The sequence below is a fragment of the Microbulbifer sp. TYP-18 genome, assembly GCF_040932045.1.
GTDB lineage: Bacteria > Pseudomonadota > Gammaproteobacteria > Pseudomonadales > Cellvibrionaceae > Microbulbifer.
Window position 1 is genome coordinate 477340 of the sequence record NZ_JBFRBC010000001.1, and the last position, 21395, is coordinate 498734.

Consider the following 21395-nt stretch of genomic DNA (forward strand, 5'->3'; position numbering starts at 1 on the left):
GCCTGATAACAATTAGCGCGAAGGGCGTTTCCCCTGGGTTTTTGCCGGTCGCTTGCCGCGGCTGTGGGGTTTGTCGGCGAGTCGGCTGATTTGCATGGCTCTGCCGGCTACGCGCACCTGCTTCAGGTGCTGAAACACTTCCCGGGGCATACCCTGTGGCAGGTCCACGGTAGTGTATTCCGGGTAGATCTCGATACGGCCGATGTAACTGCTGTCGAGTTCCGCTTCATTGGCAATGGCGCCAACGATATGGCCGGGTTTGACTCCGGCCATACGACCGACTTCGATGCGGTAGCGTTCCATACCTTCATCCGGCGGCGGCATTTTTTTGTCCTTGTGATAGCCGCCCTGTTTGCGCCCGCCTTCCTCAAAGTCTTCCCGCTGGGGGCGCTTGGGTGGTTTTGGCTCCGCCTCGTTGAGCAGCAGCGGTTGATTGCCCTGTGCCATCACCGCCAGGGCTGCGGCCGCGTCCAGCGGATCCATGTCATTGGCGCTCAGGTATTCCTCTATCAACTGGCGGTAGGGGGCCAGGTCGATCTCGCCACCGAGGGTGGCGCTGATGCGTTCGTGGAAGCGCTGGGTTCGCGCGGAATTGACGGCTGCGGCGCTGGGCAAGATCAGTTTTTCGATGGGCTTTTTGGTGGCCCGCTCGATAACCCGCAGCATGCGGCGCTCCCGCGGCGCCACAAACAGGATCGCATCGCCCTCGCGCCCGGCGCGGCCGGTGCGACCGATGCGATGAATATAGGCTTCCGCATCGTAGGGGATATCGTAATTGATCACATGGCTGATACGCGCCACATCCAGGCCGCGCGCGGCCACATCGGTGGCCACCACTATATCCAGCTTGCCGCTTTTCAGTTTGTCGATAACCTGTTCGCGCAGGTTCTGGGCCATGTCGCCATTGAGGGCCGCACTGGCGAAACCGCGCGCCGCCAGTTTGTCCGCCAGCTCTACGGTGCTGTTTTTGGTGCGCACGAAAATGATGGTGGCATCCACCGGCTCGGCTTCGAGAATACGCGTCAGCGCATCCAGCTTGTGCAGGCCACCCACTGGCCAATAGCGCTGGTGGATGGTTTCCGCTGTCTCCGTTTTGACGCGGATTTTAATTTCCGCCGGATCCCGCAGATATTCCCGCGCAATGCGCGCGATTTCTTTCGGCATGGTGGCGGAGAAGAGGGCCATTTGGCGCTGTTCCGGGATCTGCTCCAGCACCCAGCGCACATCGTCGATAAAACCCATGCGCAGCATTTCGTCGGCTTCGTCGAGCACCAGGGTGTTCAGACTGGATAGCTCCAGGGTGCCCCTGCGCATATGGTCCATGACGCGACCGGGGGTGCCCACTACCAGCTGCACACCCCGCCTGAGCTGCTGAATCTGGCCGCGATAATCGGCGCCGCCGTAAATGGGCGCCACATGAAAGCCTTTCAGGTTGGCGGCGTATGCCTGGCAGGCCTCCGCCACCTGAATGGCCAGTTCACGGGTCGGGGCTAGTACCAGTGCCTGGGGCCGGCGCTGACGCAGGTCCAGCCGGGCCAGCAGTGGCAGTGCGAAGGCCGCGGTTTTACCGGTCCCTGTCTGTGCCTGCCCCAGCACGTCGCGACCCTCCAGTAACGAGGGTATCGTCTGTGCCTGGATGGGCGAGGGGGTTTCATAGCCCAGCTTGTCGATGGCGGTCAGAATTTCGGGCGGCAGTGCCAGCTGGTCGAAGCCAAGCGGCGCAGGGGTGTCTGTTATTTCGGAATTCATATGGATCTACAGTCGGATTGTGCGCAGCCAAGTGCAATGGCCACAGATTGCCGGGCAAGTCACATAGCTGACAAATTGCCCCACTGATACAAGCCCGCTCAATGCGACGCCTTTGGCAAGGAGGTCTGCTACCGACTAAATCAGAGGTTCGTTCATGGCCCCGCCGCAGCCGGGTCTGGGCAAAAGGCGGCGCAGTCTAACAGACCTGGCGGCGCGGCGACAGCTTATCCGGCAAACGATTGGCAAACCGCTGGGATGGTCCTTTATCGGTGGGGCTGCTTCCTCAACAGTTTCCGCGGTTTCGCGGAAACTGTCCTAAACGCAAAAATACTGTAGCACAGTCACATGGTTACCCGGCTGTTTAAGCAGAGCTTCCTTAAGAACCCTAACAGGTTGTTGAAAAAGGCATCCTGCCTTTTGCAACACACGAAAAGCGAAAAATGTGATTTTCACTTTTCTCCCAAAATCAACGAGTTAGGCGTCGCCGATTTTGCCGGAACATCCATATTCCGGTACCCGGCGTCGAAATTCTTCGAATTTCAACAGCCTGCTAAAAGGGAAATACCAGTGGTAGCAGAATCAGAGCAACAGCCGAATAGGCAATTGTCAGGGGCAGGCCCGCACGCAGGAAATCGCGGAGGTGGTAGCCGCCCAGGTTCTGCACCATCAGATTGGTTTGGTAGCCGAAGGGGGTCAGGAAGCTGGCACTGGCGCCGTAGGCGACGGCCATCACGAAAGGCATCCAACTGACGCCAAAACTCTCCGCCAGACTCCAGGCCAGGGGAAATGTCAGTGCGGCGGCGGCGTTGTTGGTCATCAGCTCCGTCAGCACCAGAGTCACCAGGAATACGCATACCAGTGCCAGGTATGGCCCGGCTCCGGCCACCGAACCCTTGAGCGCGGTGGCCAACAGATCTGCCAGGCCGCTGCTGGAAAAGGCCTCCGCAAGTACCAGGGCACTGGCGATGATCAGCCAGATCCGAAACGGGAAGCGTCGCTGCAGTTCGGCGGTAGTGACAATCCCCACGCCGATCATGCCACCGAGCAGAACGATCAGGCCCTTCAACAGGGAAAAATAACCCAGTGCGGCACCGGCGATCACCGTGGCAAAGCCCAGCCCCAGCAGCCAGCTGTCGCGCCGGGAGAGCTGCCGCGACAGTTGATTGCCACTGACAACGTAGAAGTTTTTATCGATATTGCGGTGGTGTTTGAAGTCCGGCCCCACCGCCAGCAGCAGTGCATCTCCCGCCCGCAACCGGATTTCTCCCAGTTTGCCGGACAGGCGCTCACCACCGCGGCGCATGGCCACAACCGCGGCGTCGAAGCGGGTACGGAACTGGCAGCTCTTCAGGGACTCCCCCAGGATGCTGGAATTGGGCGCCAGCACCACCTCGGTCAGCTCCATCTCCAGCAGCTCGTCCTGTAGCGCAAACAGGCGCAGTCCCTGTATGTCCTGCAGTCGCCCCAGATCCCGCACATCGCCACTGAAAATCAGTTTGTCGCCACTGTGGACAATCTCCGTGGGGCCGACCGGACTGATGATCTGGCCACCGCGCACGATTTCCACCAGGTACAGGGTTTCCAACTGGCGCAACCGGTTCTGTTCCACGGATCGGCCGTCCAGGGGCGATCCCTCTTCCACCTCCGCTTCCAGCAGGTACTCGGTTACCGGCTCCTGTGAAGACCGCCCCAGGGGCAGCAACCGGTTGCACAGCAGCAGAACCACCAGGCCGGCGACTGTGGCCCCCAGGCCCACCGGGAGGAATGCAAAGAAATCCAGGCTCGGCAGTCCGCGGTCCAGAATAAAGCTGTTGACGATCAGGTTTGTGGAAGTGCCGATCAGGGTGAGGGTGCCGCCGAGTATGGCCGCGTAGGACAGTGGCAGTAACAGCTTGCCCGCCGGATGGCGCCGCTGACCCCGCACCGCGGGAGCCAGGGCGGCCACCACCGCGGTGTTGTTCACAAAGGCTGAACTCAGGGCCGCGACGCCGATAAGTCGCGCCAGGCTGCCGGTGCGCGAACCCTGGATAAGCCGGTCGGACGCCGCCCGCAGCCAGTGGGCCTTTTCGATACCAACGGACACCAGCAGCAGAATAATCAGGGTGACGAGACCCGGGTTCACCGCTTTCTGCAATACCCTCTCCGTAGGTACCAGGCCAGTGAGGAAGCAGGCGCCTGCGGCAGCGGCGAAAACCAGCGAGGGGCGTGCCCGGCTGCAGGTCAGGGCAAGAATGACCAGAAAAAATATACCGGCGACAAATATCTGGGTCAGGCTCATAGGTAAATCCGCCGGTCCGCCGGGTGCTGTCTAGTGGCTCTTTCCCGGAACTGGGCCAACTCTATCACTGGTGCAATTATCACAAAAGCATCCCGTGTAAATTCAGGGTATGGTAGGCCTAACCGGGTGGGGCGGGAATGATCCCTAACAGGCTGTTGAAATTCGAAGAATTTCGACGCCTGGTACCGGAATATGGATGTTCCGGAAAATCGGCGACGCCTAACTCGTTGATTTTGGGAGAAAAGTGAAAATCATATTTTTCGCTTTTCGTGTTTTGAAACAGGCAGAATGCCTTTTTCAACAACCTGCTAAGGCGAATCCGGCCCCCCGGCTTTGCCCGATCTTACCACGGCCGGGGGCTTCCCTGGGTAAGGGCGACAAGTGGGACATACAATGGCATACATAATAAGACTGGGAGCAGCGAGATGGATTTAGAGGCGGTTGATGCTATCCGTGCATTCGCGGTTCAGGTTCTGCAGCTTTTTGCGCTGTTATTCGCGTTTGCGCTGGTGGTACTGGTGTTGTACGTGGTCTATGTCTATCTGTCGGACATCAGCCAGACCAAACAGGCGATCCGCCGCAACTTCCCCGTGCTGGGGCGTTTCCGCTATCAGTTTGAGCATCTGGGGGAATTTTTTCGCCAGTACTTTTTTGCCCTCGACCGCGAGGAGATGCCGTTCAACCGCGCCCAGCGCAACTGGGTGTATCGCTCGGCCAAAAATGTGGATTCCACGGTTGCTTTTGGTTCCACCAGATCGCTCAATCAGCCCGGCGATGTCCTGTTTCTCAATCACCCGTTTCCCACTTTGGAAAAAGACGCGGTGCCGCCGGCACCGGTGACGGTAGGGAGTGGTTACGCCGCCGAACCCTATACCACAAGTGCGTTTTTCAATATCTCGGGAATGAGCTTTGGCGCCCTGTCGGTACCGGCGGTGCGGGCCCTGTCCAAGGGGGCGGCGAAGGCGGGGATCTGGCTGAACACCGGGGAGGGGGGGCTGGCATCCTATCATCTGGAGGGCGGTTGCGATCTGGTGTTTCAGATAGGGACCGCCAAGTATGGTGTGCGTGATGAACACGGCAACCTGAGCGATGAAAAACTGGCGCAGGTGGCGGCCCACCAACAGGTGAAGATGTTCGAACTGAAACTGTCCCAGGGGGCCAAGCCGGGCAAGGGCGGCATCCTGCCGGCGGCGAAGGTGACCCCGGAAATAGCCCGGGTGCGCGGCATACCCGTGGGCAGGGATTCCATCAGCCCCAATGCCCACCCGGAGTTTCACGATGTGGAAGGTCTGCTGGACATGATCGTGCACATTCGCAAAGTCACCGGCAAGCCCAGTGGGTTCAAGTGTGTCATCGGTGCCAGCCAGTGGCTGCACGACCTGTGCGACTCCATAGTCCGGCGCGGCCTGGATACCGCGCCGGACTTCATCAATATCGACAGCGCCGACGGTGGCAGTGGCGCTGCACCACAGAGCCTGATGGACTATATGGGGCTGCCGCTCAACCGCAGCCTGCCGCTGGTGGTCGACCTGCTGACGGAGTATGGCCTGCGGGACCGTATCAAAGTGATCTGTGCGGGCAAGCTGCTGACCCCCTCCGCTGTTGCCTGGGCTCTGGCCATGGGTGCTGACTTCGTCAATTGCGGCCGCGGCTTTATGTTTTCACTGGGCTGCATCCAGGCCATGCAGTGCAATAAAAATACCTGTCCCACCGGTGTCACCACCCACAACCCGGATCTACAGCAGGGGCTGGACCCCATCGACAAGGCGGACCGGGTGGGTAATTACGCGCGCAGCATGATGCACGAGGTGGGTTACATAGCGCACTCCTGTGGTGTGCCGGAGCCGCGCCTGCTGCGCCGTCATCATGTGGAGGTGATCAATGAACGGGGCGTGGCGGTGCCCCTCAGCGAGTTGATGCCAGAAGTGAAAACCAAGGCGGTTATTGCCAGCGACCGGAGGAGGCAGTGATGGACGGAGTAACAACACTCGTCGGGCAGGGCCTGTACATGGCGATGGCGGCGGTGACCGGGTTGATGCTGGCTCGGGTGCTGCGCATCGACAACACTCTTGGATGCCTGATCGCGGGTGTGGTCGCGGGCATATTGTTGCCGGTGATTGAGTTTGATACCGGGATCCGCGCCGACAATCTCCACCAACTGGTGTTTTTTGTCATACTGCCGGTGTTGATTTTCGAGGCCGCCTGGCGCATAGAACCGAAGCTGCTGAAACGCTGGATGGGACCCATTCTGCTGTTGTCGACACTGGGGGTGGCGATATGTGCCTTATTAACCGCTGTACTTATCTACTATGGGATCCGGCATCCCGGTTTTCCCTGGATCGCAGCCCTGTTGACCGGGACCATTCTCGCGGCGACGGATCCCGTGGCGGTGATCAACAAGCTGCGCCAGACCCGCGCCGACAAGGAGTTGCTCACCGTGGTGGAGGGTGAGAGTTTGTTCAACGACGCGGCGTCAATCGTACTTTTTTCCCTGGTCCTGGGCGCGGCCATGCACACAGTGGTGGAGGGGGCGGAGGTTACCGGTGTGCCCCTGTTCGGCATGGCGGACATGTCGCTTTATTTCACCGTTATCTTTTTTGGCGGGTTGGCGCTGGGCCTGATGTGCGGGCTGCTGACCGCGATTGTGGTCCTGTTTCTGGGTTCTGCCGGGGCCGCTCTGGCGACGCTGGTGTTGTCCGCCTTTGGAACTTTTTACTTGGCGGAGCATGTGGTGCATGTGTCCGGTATTCTCGCGGTTATGGTTTGTGCAGTGGTCACCCGTATCTGCCTGCGCGAGCAGGAGGATACTTTCCTGGCGGATGTGGGGCCCACCTGGGAGTGGTTGGGGCTGCTGTTCAGCGCGCTGATTTTCGTGATTATGGGGCTGGTGATCACGCCGGGTATGTTTACCAGCCAGTGGCTGGCAATGCTGATCGCGATCATGGCCGCAGTGGGTGCCAGGGCGCTGGCCATATTTCTGGTGGCGCCTCTGTGCCGCTTTGTGGGGCCGCCGCTGCTCAAACCCTGGCGGTTGGTCTTGAGTTGGGGAGGGGTGCGCGGGGTCATTGCGTTGGCGCTGGTACTGTCGCTGCCGACGGAGTTGCCCTACTGGTACACGATACAGGCCATGGTATTTGGTGTGGTACTCTTCTCGCTGCTGGTACAGGGCACCAGCACCCGCTTTCTCATCAACCGCATGGCCGACGCTGAGGCAGAGAAACTGGAGGGTGCCCGCTCGTCCGGTGGTCACTGAGCGGAGGCCGGCACGGTTGACTTGCGCCTGAATAAGAATGAGAATTCTTCGCAGATTAATCCACAGGATCATGGAATCCCGATGCGCAAATCCCTTGTCTCCCGTATGGCGGTTGTTCTGGCAGCCCTGGGCACTGCCCTCAGTGCAGGTGCCGCCGAACAGGTCAATATCTACTCCTATCGCCAGCCGTTTCTGATCGAACCGGTACTGGACGAATTCACCCGCGAGACGGGTATCGAAACCCAAGTGGTCTATGCGAGTTCCGGTCTCAACGAGCGCCTGGAGCGCGAGGGGCGCAACAGCCCTGCGGATATAGTGCTGACCTCCAATACCAGCAGCCTGATGGATCTGGTGGGCAAGGGGTTGACGCAACCGGTGGAGAGTGCGGTGCTGGAGCGGAATGTCCCGGCGCAGTTTCGCGATGCGGATGGCAACTGGTTCGGACTCACCACCCGTGCGCGGCTGATCTATGCCTCCAAGGAACGTGTGAAAGCCGGGGAGATCACCAGCTACGAGGAGCTGACAGACCCCAAATGGAAAGGGCGTATCTGCACCCGCAGCGGCAAGCATCCCTACACTTTATCCCTGATAGCGTCCATGATTGCACACCACGGCGAGGCGGACACCAAGCAGTGGCTGCAGGGACTGAAAGACAATCTGGCCCGCAAGCCGCAGGGCAACGACCGGGCCCAGGTTAAGGCCATCAGCGAGGGAGAGTGCGACCTGTCCCTGGGCAACAGTTACTATTTTGGCAATATGATCACCAATACGGAGCAGCCGGAACAGATTGAATGGGCTGAGTCCGTCAACCTGGTGTTTCCCAATCAGGGCGATCGCGGCACCCATATGTTTATTTCCGGTGCGGCCCTAACCAGATATGCACCCCACCGCGGCAATGCCATCAAATTGCTGGAGTTTCTCAGCGGAGAGGACGCCCAGTACCTATACGCGGAAAAGAATTTTGAATTTCCTGTGCGTCCGGGTACCCAGCGCTCCGAACTCATCCGGCAACACATGGGTGCGTTTAAAGAAGATAAGTTGAGTATTACTGAGATTGCCACCCATGTACCGACCGCCTCGCGCCTGGTCGACGAGGTCCAGTTCGATTTTTGATTGGGGCGCCTCAAATTCCGGTGCCAGTTTTTTAATCGCAGTTCGGTCGCTGTTGCCGGATTGCGGTTTTTGCCATTTATGCTGATCGATTCCATTCCCTCCACTGCCGGCTTTTCCCGCTTGCGCTGGATTACCACCGTCTCCGCCATAGCGCTGCTGGTGGCACTGCCTTTGCTGTCGGTGTTTCTACTGGCGCTCTTCCCCGAGCACAATATCTGGCCCCACCTGCTGGATACGGTGTTGCTTCACTATGTTTCCGCCACCCTCATCCTGGCCCTGGGAGTGGGGGTCTGCACCCTGCTGGCAGGTATCGCCAGCGCCTGGCTGGTGACCATGTGCCAGTTCCCCGGAAGGCGTTTTTTCACCTGGGCGCTGTTGCTGCCGTTTGCCGTGCCGGCCTATGTGATCGCCTATGTCTATACCGATTTACTGGAATACGCCGGCCCGGTGCAAAAAGTGCTGCGCGACTGGTTCGGCTGGCAAAGCGCGCGGGACTACTGGTTTCCGCCGATCCGCAGCATGGGCGGGGCGGTGGCCATGTTGTCGCTGGTGCTCTACCCCTATGTCTATATGCTTGCCCGGGCGTCCTTTCTGGAGCAGTGCGGCAGTATTCGCGCCGCCAGCCGCGCATTGGGGTGTACGCCCTGGCAGAGCTTTGTGCGGGTGTCACTGCCGATGGCGCGGCCGGCCATAGCGGTGGGTTTGTCGCTGGTACTGATGGAAACCCTGAACGATTTTGGCACCGTCGATTTCTTCGCGGTGCGCACGCTGAGTGTAGGTATCTACGATACCTGGCTGAGCCGAGGCAATTTGGGGGGCGCGGCTCAGATTGCCAGCAGTACCCTGGCGTTCGTAGTGCTGCTGATTGTGCTGGAGCGCATGGGACGTGCGCGCCAGAAACACTTTGTCCAGTCCTCGTCGAGTCGCCGCGATCAGTATGTCCTTCGCGGCCCGCGGGCGCTGGGTGCGATACTCTGCTGCAGCCTTCTGTTGCTGCTGGGTTTTGGGGTGCCACTGGTGGTTTTACTGCAGTATGCGTTGGAGAATTTTTCCCGTTATTGGAACAGTGAATTTTTTGCTGCGGCGCGCAACAGTTTTCTGCTGTCTGCGGGCGCTGCACTGGCGACCGCCATGATCGGTTTGCTGCTCGCCTATGGCAGGCGCCTGTATCCGCTGCCGGTGATACGGATGCTGGTGGATTTCGCCAAACTGGGTTACGCCATGCCCGGCGCGGTGATGGCCATCGGTGTACTGATTCCTCTGGCCGCGTTCGACAATACGGTGGACGCATTTTTGCGCGATCATTTCGGTATTTCGTCCGGCTTGCTGTTGAGCGGCTCCGTGTTTGCGATTCTGTTTGCCTACACGGTGCGTTTCCTCGCGGTTTCCGCCGGGTCGATTGAATCCAGCCTGGAAAAAGTGACCCCCGCCATGGATTTGGCATCCCGCTCCCTGGGGCGCAGCAGCTGGCAGACCCTGTGGGCGGTACATTTTCCACTGGTGCGCGTGGGTTTGCTGACTGGTGCGCTGGTGGTATTTGTCGACTGTATGAAGGAACTGCCGGCTACGCTGCTGCTGCGGCCATTTGGGTTGGAGACACTGGCTACCTATGTGTACCAGTTCGCTTCCGATGAAATGCTGGAACGCTCCGCCCTGGGAGCACTGATGATAGTGCTGGTGGGACTGCTGCCGGTGATTCTGCTGAGCCGTGCCATGGGGCAGAGGCGCGCTGCAGATACGGGGTCGGCATTTGCGGATCCGCTTGCCACCCCGCAGCCCTGATCCCGCAGGCAAAAAACCGTGGGAACATCTAGCAGGCTGTTGAAATTCGAAGAATTTCGACGCCTGGTGCCGGAATATGGATGTTCCGGCAAAATCAACGACGTCTAAGTCGTTGATTTTGGGAGAAAAGTGAAAATAACATTTTTCGCTTTTCGTGTTTTGAAACAGGCAGGATGCCTTTTTCAACAACCTGCTAGTGGCAACATCTATGGGGTTAATGGTCTGAAAAGATCAGGGCCTCGCCGATGCGCAGTGGCACTTCGCTGCCGGGTTCCAGGCGGTAATCTGTAGCGAAGGTGGTCTCGATTACACGTCCCTGGGGCAGGCGCAGTTTGTAGATGATACGGTCGCCGAGAAAACTCTTGTCGACCACCTGGGCCGCTATCGCATCCTCGTGATCGCCGGGCAGCAGCGCTTCGTTGCGTACGAACAGTTGCACTTCGCCGCTATCCGGGTTCGGCATAGGCACCGGTGCCAAACGCCCGATTTCCGTTTGCAGCAGGCCTTCCCGCACCAGTTTGCCGGTCACCACAAATCCGTCGCTGACGGTGCGCGCCACTGCGAGGCTGGCGGGGTGGCGGAAAATACTTTCCGGCGTGTCCCACTGCTGCAGGCGCCCCCCGGCCAGCACACCCAACCGGTCCGCTGCGGCAAAGGCCTCGTTGCGGTCGTGGGTCACCAGTATCGCGCTGGTGCCCTGTTCCCGCAGTATATGGCGCACTTCGCTGGCCAGACTGCGCCGCAGTTCTGTATCCAGGTTGGAAAAGGGTTCATCCATCAACAGCAGTCCCGGGCGCGGCGCCAGTGCGCGCACCAGTGCCACGCGCTGTTGCTGACCGCCGGACAGCTGGTGGGGAAATTTGTCGGCGTGGCTTTCCAAGTGTACCAGCTGCAGCAGTTCGCGCACCCGGGCCCGCCGCTCCGGCTGGGGTGCGGATTTGAGTCCGAAGGCGATATTTTGCTGTACGGTCAGATGTGGAAACAGGGCATAGTCCTGAAACACCACACCGATATTGCGCCGCTCCGGCGGTGTGACTGCGGATGCGGTGGAGATCGGCCGGCCGGCGAGAGAGATCTGCCCCCGGTAGACAGGATTGAAACCGGCCACGGTGTGCAGCAGTGTGGTTTTACCACAGCCGCTGGGGCCCAGCAGGCAGCAGATCTCGCCCTGGTGGAGGTGGAAGGACACCTGTTCGAGGACGATCCTGTCACCCTGGCGACATTCGACTTCGGTGACTTCTAACAGCGGTTGAACCATAAACCCTTTTTGCGCATTCAAGTGAAAAACAAGCGGCCGGTTGCACCGAATGAATCAGAGCTTCCACAACTTTGCCGTCGATTGTAGGCGAATCTCTCTTTTGATCCACCCGCCATAGATCTACAAGTCGCCCAGGACCTGGACCATGGCCTCGCTGATCTGGCCCAGTTCCCCGGGGGAGATGATATAGGGCGGCATTGTGTAAACCAGTTTCCCGAAAGGGCGCAGCCATACGCCGCGCTGGATCAGGGCCCTCTGTACCAGCGGCACATTCACCGGCTGCTTCATCTCCACCACGCCGATGGCACCCAGTGTGCGCACCTCGGCGACCCCCGGAGCCTGTTTGAGGGGTGCCAGCTGGCGACACAGCTGTGCCTCGATAGCACTGACCCGCTGTTGCCAGGGGCTGTCGAGCAGCAGTTGGATACTGGCGTTGGCGACTGCGCAGGCGAGGGGATTGCCCATAAAGGTGGGGCCGTGCATAAAGATCCCGGCCTCGCCGCGGCAGATGCCCTCGGCCACCTGGTCGGTACACAGGGTGGCCGCCAGGGTCATGGTGCCGCCGGTCAGGGCCTTGCCGAGGGTGAGGATATCCGGCGCTATGTCGGCGTGTTCACAGGCGAACATAGTGCCGGTGCGACCGAAACCGGTGGCAATTTCATCCGCGATCAGCAGCAGGTCGTATTCATCGCACAGCTGGCGCGCGCGCCGCAAATACTCCGGTGAGTAAAAACGCATGCCGCCCGCGCCCTGTACCACGGGTTCGAGAATCAGTGCTGCCAGTTCGCGGTGATGTTGCTCTACCAGTCGCCGCAGCGGAGTGATGTCGTCTTCGCGGCAGGGCTGATGGAAGCCGGGGGCCGGGGCGGGTGCAAACAGGTGTCGGTTCAGGTGACTGGCGAACAGGTGGTGCATGCCTGTGACCGGGTCGCAGGCTGCCATAGCGCCGAAGGTATCGCCGTGGTAACCGTTGCGCAACGCCAGCAGGCGGTGTTTCTCAGCGCGACCCCGGGACTGCCAGTACTGCAGCGCCATCTTGATGGCCACCTCCACCGACACCGAGCCGGAATCGGCCAGGAATACCCGTTGCAATGGCCCCGGCGACAGCGCCACCAGTTTTTTGCACACTTCTATGGCCGGCTCGTGGGTGAGGCCACCGAACATCACATGGGACATTTTCTCCATCTGCTCAGTGGCGGCCCGGTTCAGCTGCGGCACATTGTAGCCATGCAGGGCGCACCACCAGGAGGACATACCGTCGATGAGGTCGGTGCCGTCCTCGAGAGTAATGTGTACGCCGTCGGCCCGGGTCACCGGATAAACCGGTGTCGGGTCGGTCAGGGAGGCGTAGGGGTGCCAGATGTGCCGGCGGTCGAAGTCGAGATCCATAACTGCGTCAATTGGTGTAGATGGGTGCACCGCAATATTAACCCGGCAACCCAGTCCATGAGGGGCTGTGGACTGGATTGCCGGGTCGATATCAATGGTCTGTCAGGCCAGCTGGCGCAATACCCTGAGTGGCGGTTGGCTGACGGAGCTGCGGCAGGCAAGGGTACCGGCGGCACCCACCAACAGCGCGCCGCTCAGCGGCCCCAGCAGCCAGAGCAGTGGGTGTGGAGTGAAGGGCAGGTCGAACACATGCCGTGACAATACCGCCAGGGTGGTTTCGGCACCGATTGCGGCCAGCAGCCCCGCGGCGCACCCCAGCAGACCAAATTCCAGGACCAGGCTTTGCAGCAGCAGGCGCCGGCGGCCTCCCAGCGTGCGGATGATCGCCGCCTCCTGCAATCGCTCGGCGATACTGGCGCGCACGCCAGCCACTAACACCAGCACTCCCGCCACCAGCATCAGGACCATGACCGACTCGATCGCCAGCGAGACCTGGTTGATGGTATCGCGGATGCGTTCGATGATTTTGTCCAGCTCGATCACGCTGACACTGGGAAAGGCCCGCACCAGGTCGTTGACCAGCAGTTTTTGTTCCGGGGGGAGGTAGAAGCTGGTGATATAAGTAGCGGGGAAGCCCTCCAGGCTGCCGGGTGCGAACAGCATGAAGAAATTCGGCCGCATGCTGTTCCAGTCCAGTGAGCGCAGGCTGGTTACGGGTGCTTCCAACTCCAGGCCGCCAATGGAAAAGCGCAGCCGGTCGCCCAGTTGCAGATTCAGTCGCGCCGCCAGTTCCACTTCCACGGACACGCCCTCATCGACCTGGGCCTGATCCCACCACTGGCCGTTCACTATGCGGTTGTCCGGTGCCAGCTTGTCGGTCCAACTCAAATTCAGTTCCCGCCGCAGGGCGCCGTCCTGCTCGCGGCGGTCTTTGACGGTTTCGCCGTTGATGGCGATGAGGCGGCCGCGCACCATCGGGTACAACTCGGTGGAAACCACTCCGTTGTCGGCCAGCAGTGTCTGTACCGCATCTTTCTCGTCGGGGGCTATGTTGACGAGGAAGTGGTTGGGGGCATTCTCGGGCAGTTGCATACGCCACTCGTCGATCAGAGTGGTGCGCACGAAGACCAGTGCCAGCATGGCCAGCAGGCCGGTGCCAAAGGCGGCGATCAGCAGGGTATTGAAGGCGGCCCGGCGCTGCAGGCTGCCCAGTGCGATGCGCCAGCCACCGCCGAGGGCGGCGAGACGGCCGCGTACCAGCAACCGGTTCACCAGCGCACTGCCGGCCACCAGCAGCGCCATGCCGGCAAACAGTGCGGCGGTAATGGCGAGGCTGCCGGACAGCCACCAGATCAGCAGCAGCATGGATGAGGGACCGAGGATCAGGCCCAGCCATTCGCGCCGGTCGGGGTTGCTCCAGTCGTGCCGCAGCGTCCGCATGGGACTGGTGCGGGCCAGGCGAAACAGCGGCGGCAGGGCGAAGCCGAGCGCGCAGGCAAAGCCGGTGGCCAGACCCACCAGCAGTGGGTGCCAGCCGCTCGGTGGTGGGTCCACAGGGAAAAAGTCGGCCATCAGCGCCACCGCCTGTGCCTGCACCAGGCTGCCGATCAGCAGCCCCGCAGCGGTGGCGAGCAGCACCAGTGCCGCCAACTGGCCGAGATAGATTCGCAACACTTTGCCGCGCCCGGCACCGAGGCTTTTCATCACTGCCACATAGGCGGTGTGACGCAGGCTGTAGCGGCGCGCCGCCAGTCCCACGGCGACGCTGGCCAGCAGGACCGCGAGACTGCCCGCCAGAAACAGGAAGCGCTCGGCCCGGTCCAGCGCCGAGGCCACCCTGGGCTGTCCCTCGCGGAGGTCGATCACCCGCTGATGTTCGGTGAGTTGCGGTTGCAGCCACTTGAAGTAGCTGTCCAGCACCTGATTGTCGCCGGCAAACAGGTAGCGATAAGTCACGCGGCTGCCGGGTTGGATAATATGGGTGGCCGCCAGATCGGCGCTGTTCATCATCAGCCGGGCACCCATAGAAAACAGGTTGCCACTGCGATCCGGCTCGTGCTCCAGCAGTCCCGTGACTGCGAAGGCACTGTCCCCCAATTGCAGGCTGTCGCCCATGTGCAAATCCAGTAGCGGCAGCAGCCGCGGCTCCAACCAGACCTCACCGGCGGCGGGGCCGCTGGCCACTCTTTCTTTGTCCGCTTCGGCGGCGCTGCGGATTTCCAGATGGCCGACCAGTGGATAGTCGTTGCTGACCGCCTTGACGGCGGCGAACTGGAACTGGTCGCCGGCCGCCAGCATGGAGGCAAACTGCACGGTTTCCGCCCGCTGGAGACCGCGGTTGTCAGCCTCCTGCAGCCAAGCCGGGTCCACGGGTTTGCTGCTGCTGACTACCCGTTCGGCCGCCAGGAAGGTCTGGGATTGAATATGCATGGCGCGGGTGAGGCGGTCGCCGAAATGGGCAATTGCAGTGACACAGCTGACCGCCAAAACCAGAGCGGTAGCGATCAGTGCCAACTCTCCTCCGCGCCAGTCGCGCGCGAGCAATTTGAGCGGCAGCATCAGATGGACATCCCGGAGAGGTTACTGTCATTGGACAATCTATCCACGGATTCCACCGCTCCCGCCGCCAACTGCAGGTGGGACTGGCAGCGTTCCGCCAGGCGTCGCTCGTGGGTTACCAGGACCAGAGTGGCGTCAGATTCTTCATTAAGTTTGAATAACAGGTCAATGACCCTGTCGCCATTGCCGGCATCCAAACTGCCGGTGGGTTCATCGGCGAACAGGATGCCGTCCCTATCGCTGAAGCTGGCGAAGGCCCGCGCGATGGCGACCCGCTGCTGCTCGCCGCCGGAGAGCTGGCGTGGATAGTGATGCAGGCGGTGATCGAGACCGACCCGGGCGAGGAATTCCTCGGCGCGGCTGGAAGCGTTGCGCTCCCCCCGCAGTTCGCTGGGCAGCATGGTGTTTTCCTTTGCGGTGAGACCGGGCAACAGTTGGAAGGTCTGGAACACAAAGCCCACCCGGCGGGCGCGTATGGCGGCCCGTTGCTCTTCATCCATGGCTGTAATTTCGTCGTCGGCAAGCCATATACGTCCCTCGCTGGGCTTTTCCAGTCCCGCCAGCAGGCCCAGCAGGGTAGACTTGCCGGACCCGGAAGCGCCCGTGATGGCCAGGCTTTGACCGCGGGGGAGCTGCAGGGAAACATCGTTTAACAGCGTCAGTGGTCCCTCGTTGGTGGCGACGCGGTGGCAGAGGTTTTCGGCCCTGAGCATGGTGGACATTGCGACTTCCTTAAGCTGCGGTTTGTTGCATAGTATTAGCCCGGCAATCCAACGGATAATCCCTCATCGATTGGATCCTCGCCCCTGAAAAACTGGCGATTAGAAGAAATCGCTATTTTTCTGGTGGCTAGCGCCGGCCCTGGTCCGGCGGCGGCATATCCCTGTGCCGCATTAACCGGGTAACCTTATCGGTTGCCCGGTTAACAATACGTAAATGGCAGTGGAGAGTATGACATGGCGATCGACTTTTTACGGCACCCGATGGTTCGGCTGGGCTTGTACCTGCTGCTGCTGGTCCCTTCGGCCGGCACCCGTGCCGATGCGGGTGACACACTACTGGTGCTGGGTGACAGTATTAGTGCCGCCTATGGGTTCGACGAAACCGAGGGCTGGGTACAGTTGCTGCGCGAGCGCCTGGCTGAAGAGGACAAGCCGGTGATGGTGGTGAACGCCAGTGTCAGTGGCGAGACTTCTGCCGGTGGGCTGGCGCGGCTGCCGCGCCTGTTGGAGGAGCACCGGCCCCGCTGGCTGATTCTGGAGCTGGGGGGCAACGATGGCCTGCGCGGTTACCCGCCCAGGTCCCTGCAGCAAAACCTCCAGCGTATGGTGCAACTGGCGCAGGAGGGGGGCGCGCGGGTGCTGTTGTTGGGCATGCGCATGCCGCCTAATTACGGGCGGGCTTACACAGAGGCATTCGCCGCTGTTTACCCAAAAGTGGCGGCGGCGGAGCAGGTACCTTTGGTGCCGTTTTTTTTGCAGCCGGTAGCCCTGCAGGAGGGTGCCATGCAGGCGGACGGCATCCACCCCACGGCCGGGGCACAGCCCGCCCTGTTGGAGCATGTGTGGCCCTGTATCCAGGGTCTGATGCAAGCGGAGGTGGATGCGCGGTCGTGTACTCCCTGACGGAAATGCGTACAATCGCGCACCTCGTATCCGCACAGTGTCAACAGATCCTGGTAACTCGAGCAAACCCATGTCCGACCTTAACCGCCGTCAACGGCTGGAGTTCAACAAGCTGCAGAAGCGCTTGCGCCGCAATGTGGGCAGGGCCATCGCCGACTTCAACATGATTGAAGAGGGGGACAGGCTTATGGTCTGTCTGTCCGGCGGCAAGGACTCCTACGCGATGCTGGACATACTGCTCAGCCTGCAGAAGAGCGCCCCGGTCAGTTTTGAACTGGTCGCGGTCAACCTGGACCAGAAACAGCCGGGCTTTCCGGAACAGGTACTGCCGGACTATCTGCGCTCTCTGGGGGTGCCCTATCACATCGTCGAGAAGGATACCTACTCGGTGGTGAAGCAGGTGGTGCCGGAAGGCAAGACCACCTGCGGTCTCTGCTCTCGGTTGCGGCGCGGCACCCTGTACGGTTTTGCGGAGGAGATCGGGGCCACCAAGGTGGCGCTGGGGCACCACCGGGACGATATCGTGGAGACCCTGTTCCTCAATATGTTTTATGGCGGCCGGCTCAAGGCTATGCCACCGAAACTGCGGGCCGACGACGGACGCAATATTGTGATTCGCCCGCTGGCCTACTGCCGCGAGGCGGACCTGGCCAGTTTCGCCACCTATAAGGCATTTCCCATAATCCCCTGCAACCTGTGCGGCAGTCAGGAAAACCTGCAGCGCCAGGCGGTCAAGCGGATGTTACAGGAGTGGGAGCGCCAGTATCCGGGGCGCACGGAAAACATCTTTGCGGCGCTCACCCGGGTATCGCCGTCACAGCTGGCGGATGGCGAACTCTACGATTTTGTCAATTTGCGCCTGGACCGGACTACGCCAGTGGCTGCCCCTGCGGGTGAGATGGCAGGCGGGCGCCAGGTGAATTCCTGGCTTCCGCCGGGGGATAGGGACGAGCCCCCTCTGTATATCGAGGCGTTGAATCTGTAGCGGGGGCCCCCGACACCAGGCGCGCATAGCTGAGTTCAAAGTCGCGGGCAGTGGCAACCGGGCCGTGATGAAACACCCGGTGCCAGATACGTGCCATTCCGGCTATGTCGCCTGGGTCCGGTATATCGATATCGGCGGCGCGGTAGACCAGCAGGGCGATGGCGGTGGCGTAGCGCAGATTGGTGGCCAACTCACTATGGGGGTGTTGGAGGAAGTCGTGCTGGCTCGCCAGCCCTCTTACCTTGGAGGCCAGGGCTGGGTGGTGAATCAGATAATCGTCCCAGATACGGCGGTGGGTGTGTGGCTGGATCTGGTAGATTCCCAGGCCGTGTCGCCGCCCGAACTTGAGGTGGAAGCCGAGTTGTGATTCCTGTGCGGCGGTGCCCAGTAGAAGTTCTTCCATTCCTGCAGACCAGGCGCGAAGGTGCTTCAGGGTCGGACGAATGACCATACGCCGCAGTTCGTCCAAACAGATACCCATAGTGTTGTCGGATTTTCCATGTGTCTTCCCATTTGTAGTGTGCGGATTGAGTCGGCGCCAGCGAATGGGTAGATTTAGGTGCAATAAACACAAAAATAGGTTGCAGTACCTGTTTTGGGGCAGGTATCCGTAGCAAATAACAGCAATAACTCGGTGATGGCGGGCTGGCAGACAAGCCGCTGTCGACAGCAGAGGGAATGTCTATGTATGCACAGTGGTTGATTGCGGCAACTTTCGTCGCCTACCTGGGGCTTATTCTCGTTATCGGTGTCTACGCGTATCTGCGTACCAAGAACGCCAGCGACTATTTTCTCGGCGGCCGCACACTGCCGCCGGCAGTGGCGGCGCTGAGCGCCGGAGCCTCCGATATGAGCGGCTGGCTGCTGCTCGGCCTGCCTGGCGCCGCCTATATGTCCGGCCTCTCTTCGGGCTGGATTGCGGTGGGGCTGTTTGCGGGCATAGTGCTGAGCTGGACCACCATGGCACGGCGCCTGCGGGTCTATACCTACGAGTTGGACGACGCATTGACAGTGCCCGCCTATCTGCATCGGCGCTTCAACATGGGCCACCCCTACCTGCGCACCGTCTGCGCCTTCTTTATCCTGCTGTTCTTTCTCTTTTACGTGGCTTCGGGTCTGATTGCCGGTGGCAAACTGTTCGAGACGGTGTTTGGCTGGGATTACCGCTGGGCGGTCATCGCCGGTGCGGCAGCGGTGATTTCCTACACCCTGTTTGGCGGTTTTCTGGCGGTCTCCTGGACGGATGTGTTCCAGGGATTGCTGATGAGCCTGGCGCTGGTCGCGGTGCCCCTGGTGGTCATTGTGGACGAGGGCGGCATGGCAAAAAGTTGGGGCCTGTTGCACCAGCAGGTGCCGGAACTGATGCACTGGCTGCGCGACAGCAATGGCCAGGCACTGGGCCTGGTGGCGATTCTCAGTGCACTGGCCTGGGGGCTGGGATACTTCGGCCAGCCCCATATATTGGCCCGTTTCCAGGCGGTGAGAAGCCCCGATGATGTGCCTGTAGCGGCCTCTGTGGCGGCGATTTGGTCTCTGGTGGGGTTCTTTGGCGCCATCTGCGTGGGCCTGTTTGGCCACCTTGAGCTGCAACAGACACTGCCGGATGGCGAGCGGGTATTTATGGCCCTGGTTGAAGTCCTGTTTCATCCACTGGTCGCCGGGGTGCTGCTGGCGGCAATTCTGTCGGCCATTATGAGCACGGCGGACTCGCAATTACTGGTGTCCTCAGCGGCGCTGGCGGAAGATATCTACCACGTCTGGTTTGGCCGCCAGACCAGCCCCGCGGACATGGTGAAGGTGGGCCGCTGGGCGGTAGTAGGCTTGGCGCTGGTGGCGGTCTGGGTGGCGCTGGACCCCGGCTCCAGGGTGCTGGATGTGGTGTCCTACGCCTGGGCCGGACTGGGGGCGGCGTTCGGACCCGCAGTACTGATCAGTCTGTTCTGGTCGCGCATGACCGGTAGCGGAGCCATAGCCGGTGTGGTGGTCGGCGGCGTGACGGTCGTGGTCTGGCGGCAGCTCTCCGGGGGAATCTTCGACATTTATGAGCTGTTGCCGGCGTTTGTTTTCTCTGCAACTGCTATCGTGTTAGTGAGTATTGTGACGAATTGTCCCACTGACGTGGCATCGCGACACCGCCAACTGATGGGTTGAGTCGTCGCTGTGCGTGCGGCCCCTGCCGTGCAGTGAAATGGAGTTCCATCCGCGCCCTATTAACGAGAAAGCGGTTGGAGAAGCCAAGAGTGATCGAAGTTTATCTCGGCGATATCACCCGGCTCCAGGTCGATGTGATCGTCAATGCGGCCAACTGCCACCTCGCCGGTGGCGGTGGTGTGGACGGGGCTATTCACCGCGCGGCGGGGCCCCGGCTCGGTGAGGCCTGCCGTCGGATCGGTGGCTGTCCAGTGGGAGAGGTACGCGCCACCCCCGCCTTTGCTCTCAGTGCCAGACGCATCTACCACACCGTTGGCCCCGTGTGGCGGGGTGGCAGTCTCGGCGAGCCGGAACTGCTGGCATGCTGTTATCGCGACTGTTTGGCTCTGGCCCGGCGGGAAGGTATGCGGTCAATTGCATTTCCAGCCATCAGTTGCGGTGTCTACGGCTATCCACCCGGGCAGGCGGTGGAAATAGCCGTGGAGGAGATAGTGCGGCATCAGGATCGGGAATGTCCGCCGCAAACCGCGGTGTTCTGTTGCTTCGACAAGGAAATGGCCGGGCTCTACCGGCGACAATTGGGGGCCTATGTGCGGCGCTGATTTCTCAATGGCCCGGCAATCCAATTAATCGTTCCCCATTCATCGGAATCCCGCCCCAGTTGCCCGGTTTCCAGCGGGGCAGCCGCTGGCTTCGAACTGTCCGGTGCCGTTCAGCGGTTGTAGTGTACCGGCACTTCCAGCGTCTCCTTCACCTGCTCCATCACCACATAACTGGTGCATTCCTGTACCTCCGGCAGCGTCAATAGCGTCTCGCCGTAAAACTTTCGGTAGGCACTCATATCCGCCACCCGCGCCTTGATCAGATAGTCGAAATTGCCCGAAACCAGATAGCACTCCTGTACCTCCGGCAGTGCCGCCACCGCATTGCGGAACTCCTCAAAGGCATCCTGAGCCGAGCGGTTCAGGCGTATCTGTACGAATACCACCAGCGCCGCATCGAGAAATTCCGGGTTGATCAGTGCCGTATAACCCTGGATGACACCGTCGTTCTCCAGGCGTTTGACCCTCTCTACACAGGGAGTGGCGGTAAGACCCACCTGGCGCGCCAGCTCGGCGTAGCTGGTGCGGCCATTCTTCTGCAGTACCCGCAGAATGTTTCGGTCGATGGTGGAGAGTTCGCTGGCGCGTTTGCGCATAGGGGCTCCAATAAGCGGGATTGTTTAAAAACTGGCGGCTTCAGCCATGTAATCA

The 21395-nt window shown here is 60.8% G+C and carries 16 protein-coding genes; 8 read left to right on the forward strand and 8 right to left on the reverse strand.

Features of this window, described 5'->3' with window-relative positions:
- Positions 1-12: 12 nt before the first annotated feature.
- Entirely contained in the window at positions 13-1749 is a 1737-nt protein-coding gene (locus ABVT36_RS01860; RefSeq protein ID WP_368454992.1) for a DEAD/DEAH box helicase, read from the reverse strand.
- A gap of 550 nt (positions 1750-2299) precedes the next feature.
- Entirely contained in the window at positions 2300-4027 is a 1728-nt protein-coding gene (locus tag ABVT36_RS01865) for an SLC13 family permease (protein ID WP_368454993.1), read from the reverse strand.
- A 425-nt stretch (positions 4028-4452) separates the two neighbouring features.
- On the opposite strand from ABVT36_RS01865, the gene ABVT36_RS01870 reads away from it, so the two are divergent.
- The 4 genes from ABVT36_RS01870 to ABVT36_RS01885 all read left to right on the forward strand — a co-directional run bounded on the left by ABVT36_RS01870 (position 4453) and on the right by ABVT36_RS01885 (position 10175).
- Complete coding sequence (locus tag ABVT36_RS01870; protein WP_368454994.1) at positions 4453-5997, forward strand: FMN-binding glutamate synthase family protein; 1545 nt, start codon at positions 4453-4455, stop codon at positions 5995-5997.
- On the forward strand, positions 5997-7280 hold the full coding sequence (locus ABVT36_RS01875) for a cation:proton antiporter (protein ID WP_368454995.1): 1284 nt from the start codon (positions 5997-5999) through the stop codon (positions 7278-7280). Before ABVT36_RS01870 ends, ABVT36_RS01875 begins: the two co-directional genes overlap by 1 nt.
- Before the next feature lie 81 nt (positions 7281-7361).
- A complete protein-coding gene (locus ABVT36_RS01880) occupies positions 7362-8393 on the forward strand; it encodes a Fe(3+) ABC transporter substrate-binding protein (RefSeq protein WP_368454996.1) in 1032 nt (343 codons plus the stop codon).
- 78 nt (positions 8394-8471) lie between these two features.
- Entirely contained in the window at positions 8472-10175 is a 1704-nt protein-coding gene (locus ABVT36_RS01885) for an ABC transporter permease (RefSeq protein ID WP_368454997.1), read from the forward strand.
- Between the two features lie 214 nt (positions 10176-10389).
- On the opposite strand, the gene ABVT36_RS01890 is transcribed toward ABVT36_RS01885, so the two are convergent.
- From ABVT36_RS01890 to ABVT36_RS01905, 4 genes are all read right to left on the reverse strand, one after another.
- Positions 10390-11433 (reverse strand): ABC transporter ATP-binding protein, encoded by a 1044-nt coding sequence (locus ABVT36_RS01890; RefSeq protein ID WP_368454998.1) that lies wholly within the window; start codon positions 11431-11433, stop codon positions 10390-10392.
- Between the two features lie 120 nt (positions 11434-11553).
- Positions 11554-12822, reverse strand: a complete 1269-nt coding sequence (gene bioA / locus ABVT36_RS01895; RefSeq protein ID WP_368454999.1) for an adenosylmethionine--8-amino-7-oxononanoate transaminase — start codon at positions 12820-12822, stop codon at positions 11554-11556.
- A gap of 102 nt (positions 12823-12924) precedes the next feature.
- On the reverse strand, positions 12925-15381 hold the full coding sequence (locus ABVT36_RS01900; RefSeq protein WP_368455000.1) for an ABC transporter permease: 2457 nt from the start codon (positions 15379-15381) through the stop codon (positions 12925-12927).
- Positions 15381-16103, reverse strand: a complete 723-nt coding sequence (locus tag ABVT36_RS01905) for an ABC transporter ATP-binding protein (RefSeq protein WP_367151877.1) — start codon at positions 16101-16103, stop codon at positions 15381-15383. Before ABVT36_RS01905 ends, ABVT36_RS01900 begins: the two co-directional genes overlap by 1 nt.
- A gap of 234 nt (positions 16104-16337) precedes the next feature.
- Here ABVT36_RS01905 and ABVT36_RS01910 point away from each other — a divergent pair, with 234 nt between their 5' ends.
- Together ABVT36_RS01910 and ttcA are read left to right on the forward strand one after the other, a co-directional pair.
- On the forward strand, positions 16338-17006 hold the full coding sequence (locus tag ABVT36_RS01910; protein ID WP_368455001.1) for an arylesterase: 669 nt from the start codon (positions 16338-16340) through the stop codon (positions 17004-17006).
- Between the two features lie 70 nt (positions 17007-17076).
- Positions 17077-17991 (forward strand): tRNA 2-thiocytidine(32) synthetase TtcA, encoded by a 915-nt coding sequence (gene ttcA / locus ABVT36_RS01915; protein ID WP_368455002.1) that lies wholly within the window; start codon positions 17077-17079, stop codon positions 17989-17991.
- Here ttcA and ABVT36_RS01920 read toward each other — a convergent pair.
- The gene (locus ABVT36_RS01920; RefSeq protein ID WP_368455003.1) at positions 17876-18472 is read right to left on the reverse strand and encodes a hypothetical protein; all 597 of its coding nucleotides are present in this window, start codon (positions 18470-18472) and stop codon (positions 17876-17878) included. The two genes, ttcA and ABVT36_RS01920, sit on opposite strands and share 116 nt — an antisense overlap.
- Positions 18473-18669: 197 nt before the next feature.
- Here ABVT36_RS01920 and putP point away from each other — a divergent pair, with 197 nt between their 5' ends.
- Positions 18670-20142 carry a sodium/proline symporter PutP gene (gene putP / locus ABVT36_RS01925; protein WP_368455004.1) on the forward strand — a complete coding sequence of 491 codons (1473 nt, stop codon included), beginning with the start codon at positions 18670-18672 and terminating at the stop codon, positions 20140-20142.
- 89 nt (positions 20143-20231) lie between these two features.
- Complete coding sequence (locus ABVT36_RS01930) at positions 20232-20744, forward strand: O-acetyl-ADP-ribose deacetylase (protein WP_368455005.1); 513 nt, start codon at positions 20232-20234, stop codon at positions 20742-20744.
- Positions 20745-20854: 110 nt separating this feature from the next.
- On the opposite strand, the gene ABVT36_RS01935 is transcribed toward ABVT36_RS01930, so the two are convergent.
- Entirely contained in the window at positions 20855-21340 is a 486-nt protein-coding gene (locus ABVT36_RS01935) for an Lrp/AsnC ligand binding domain-containing protein (protein WP_367151865.1), read from the reverse strand.
- Positions 21341-21395: the final 55 nt, after the last annotated feature.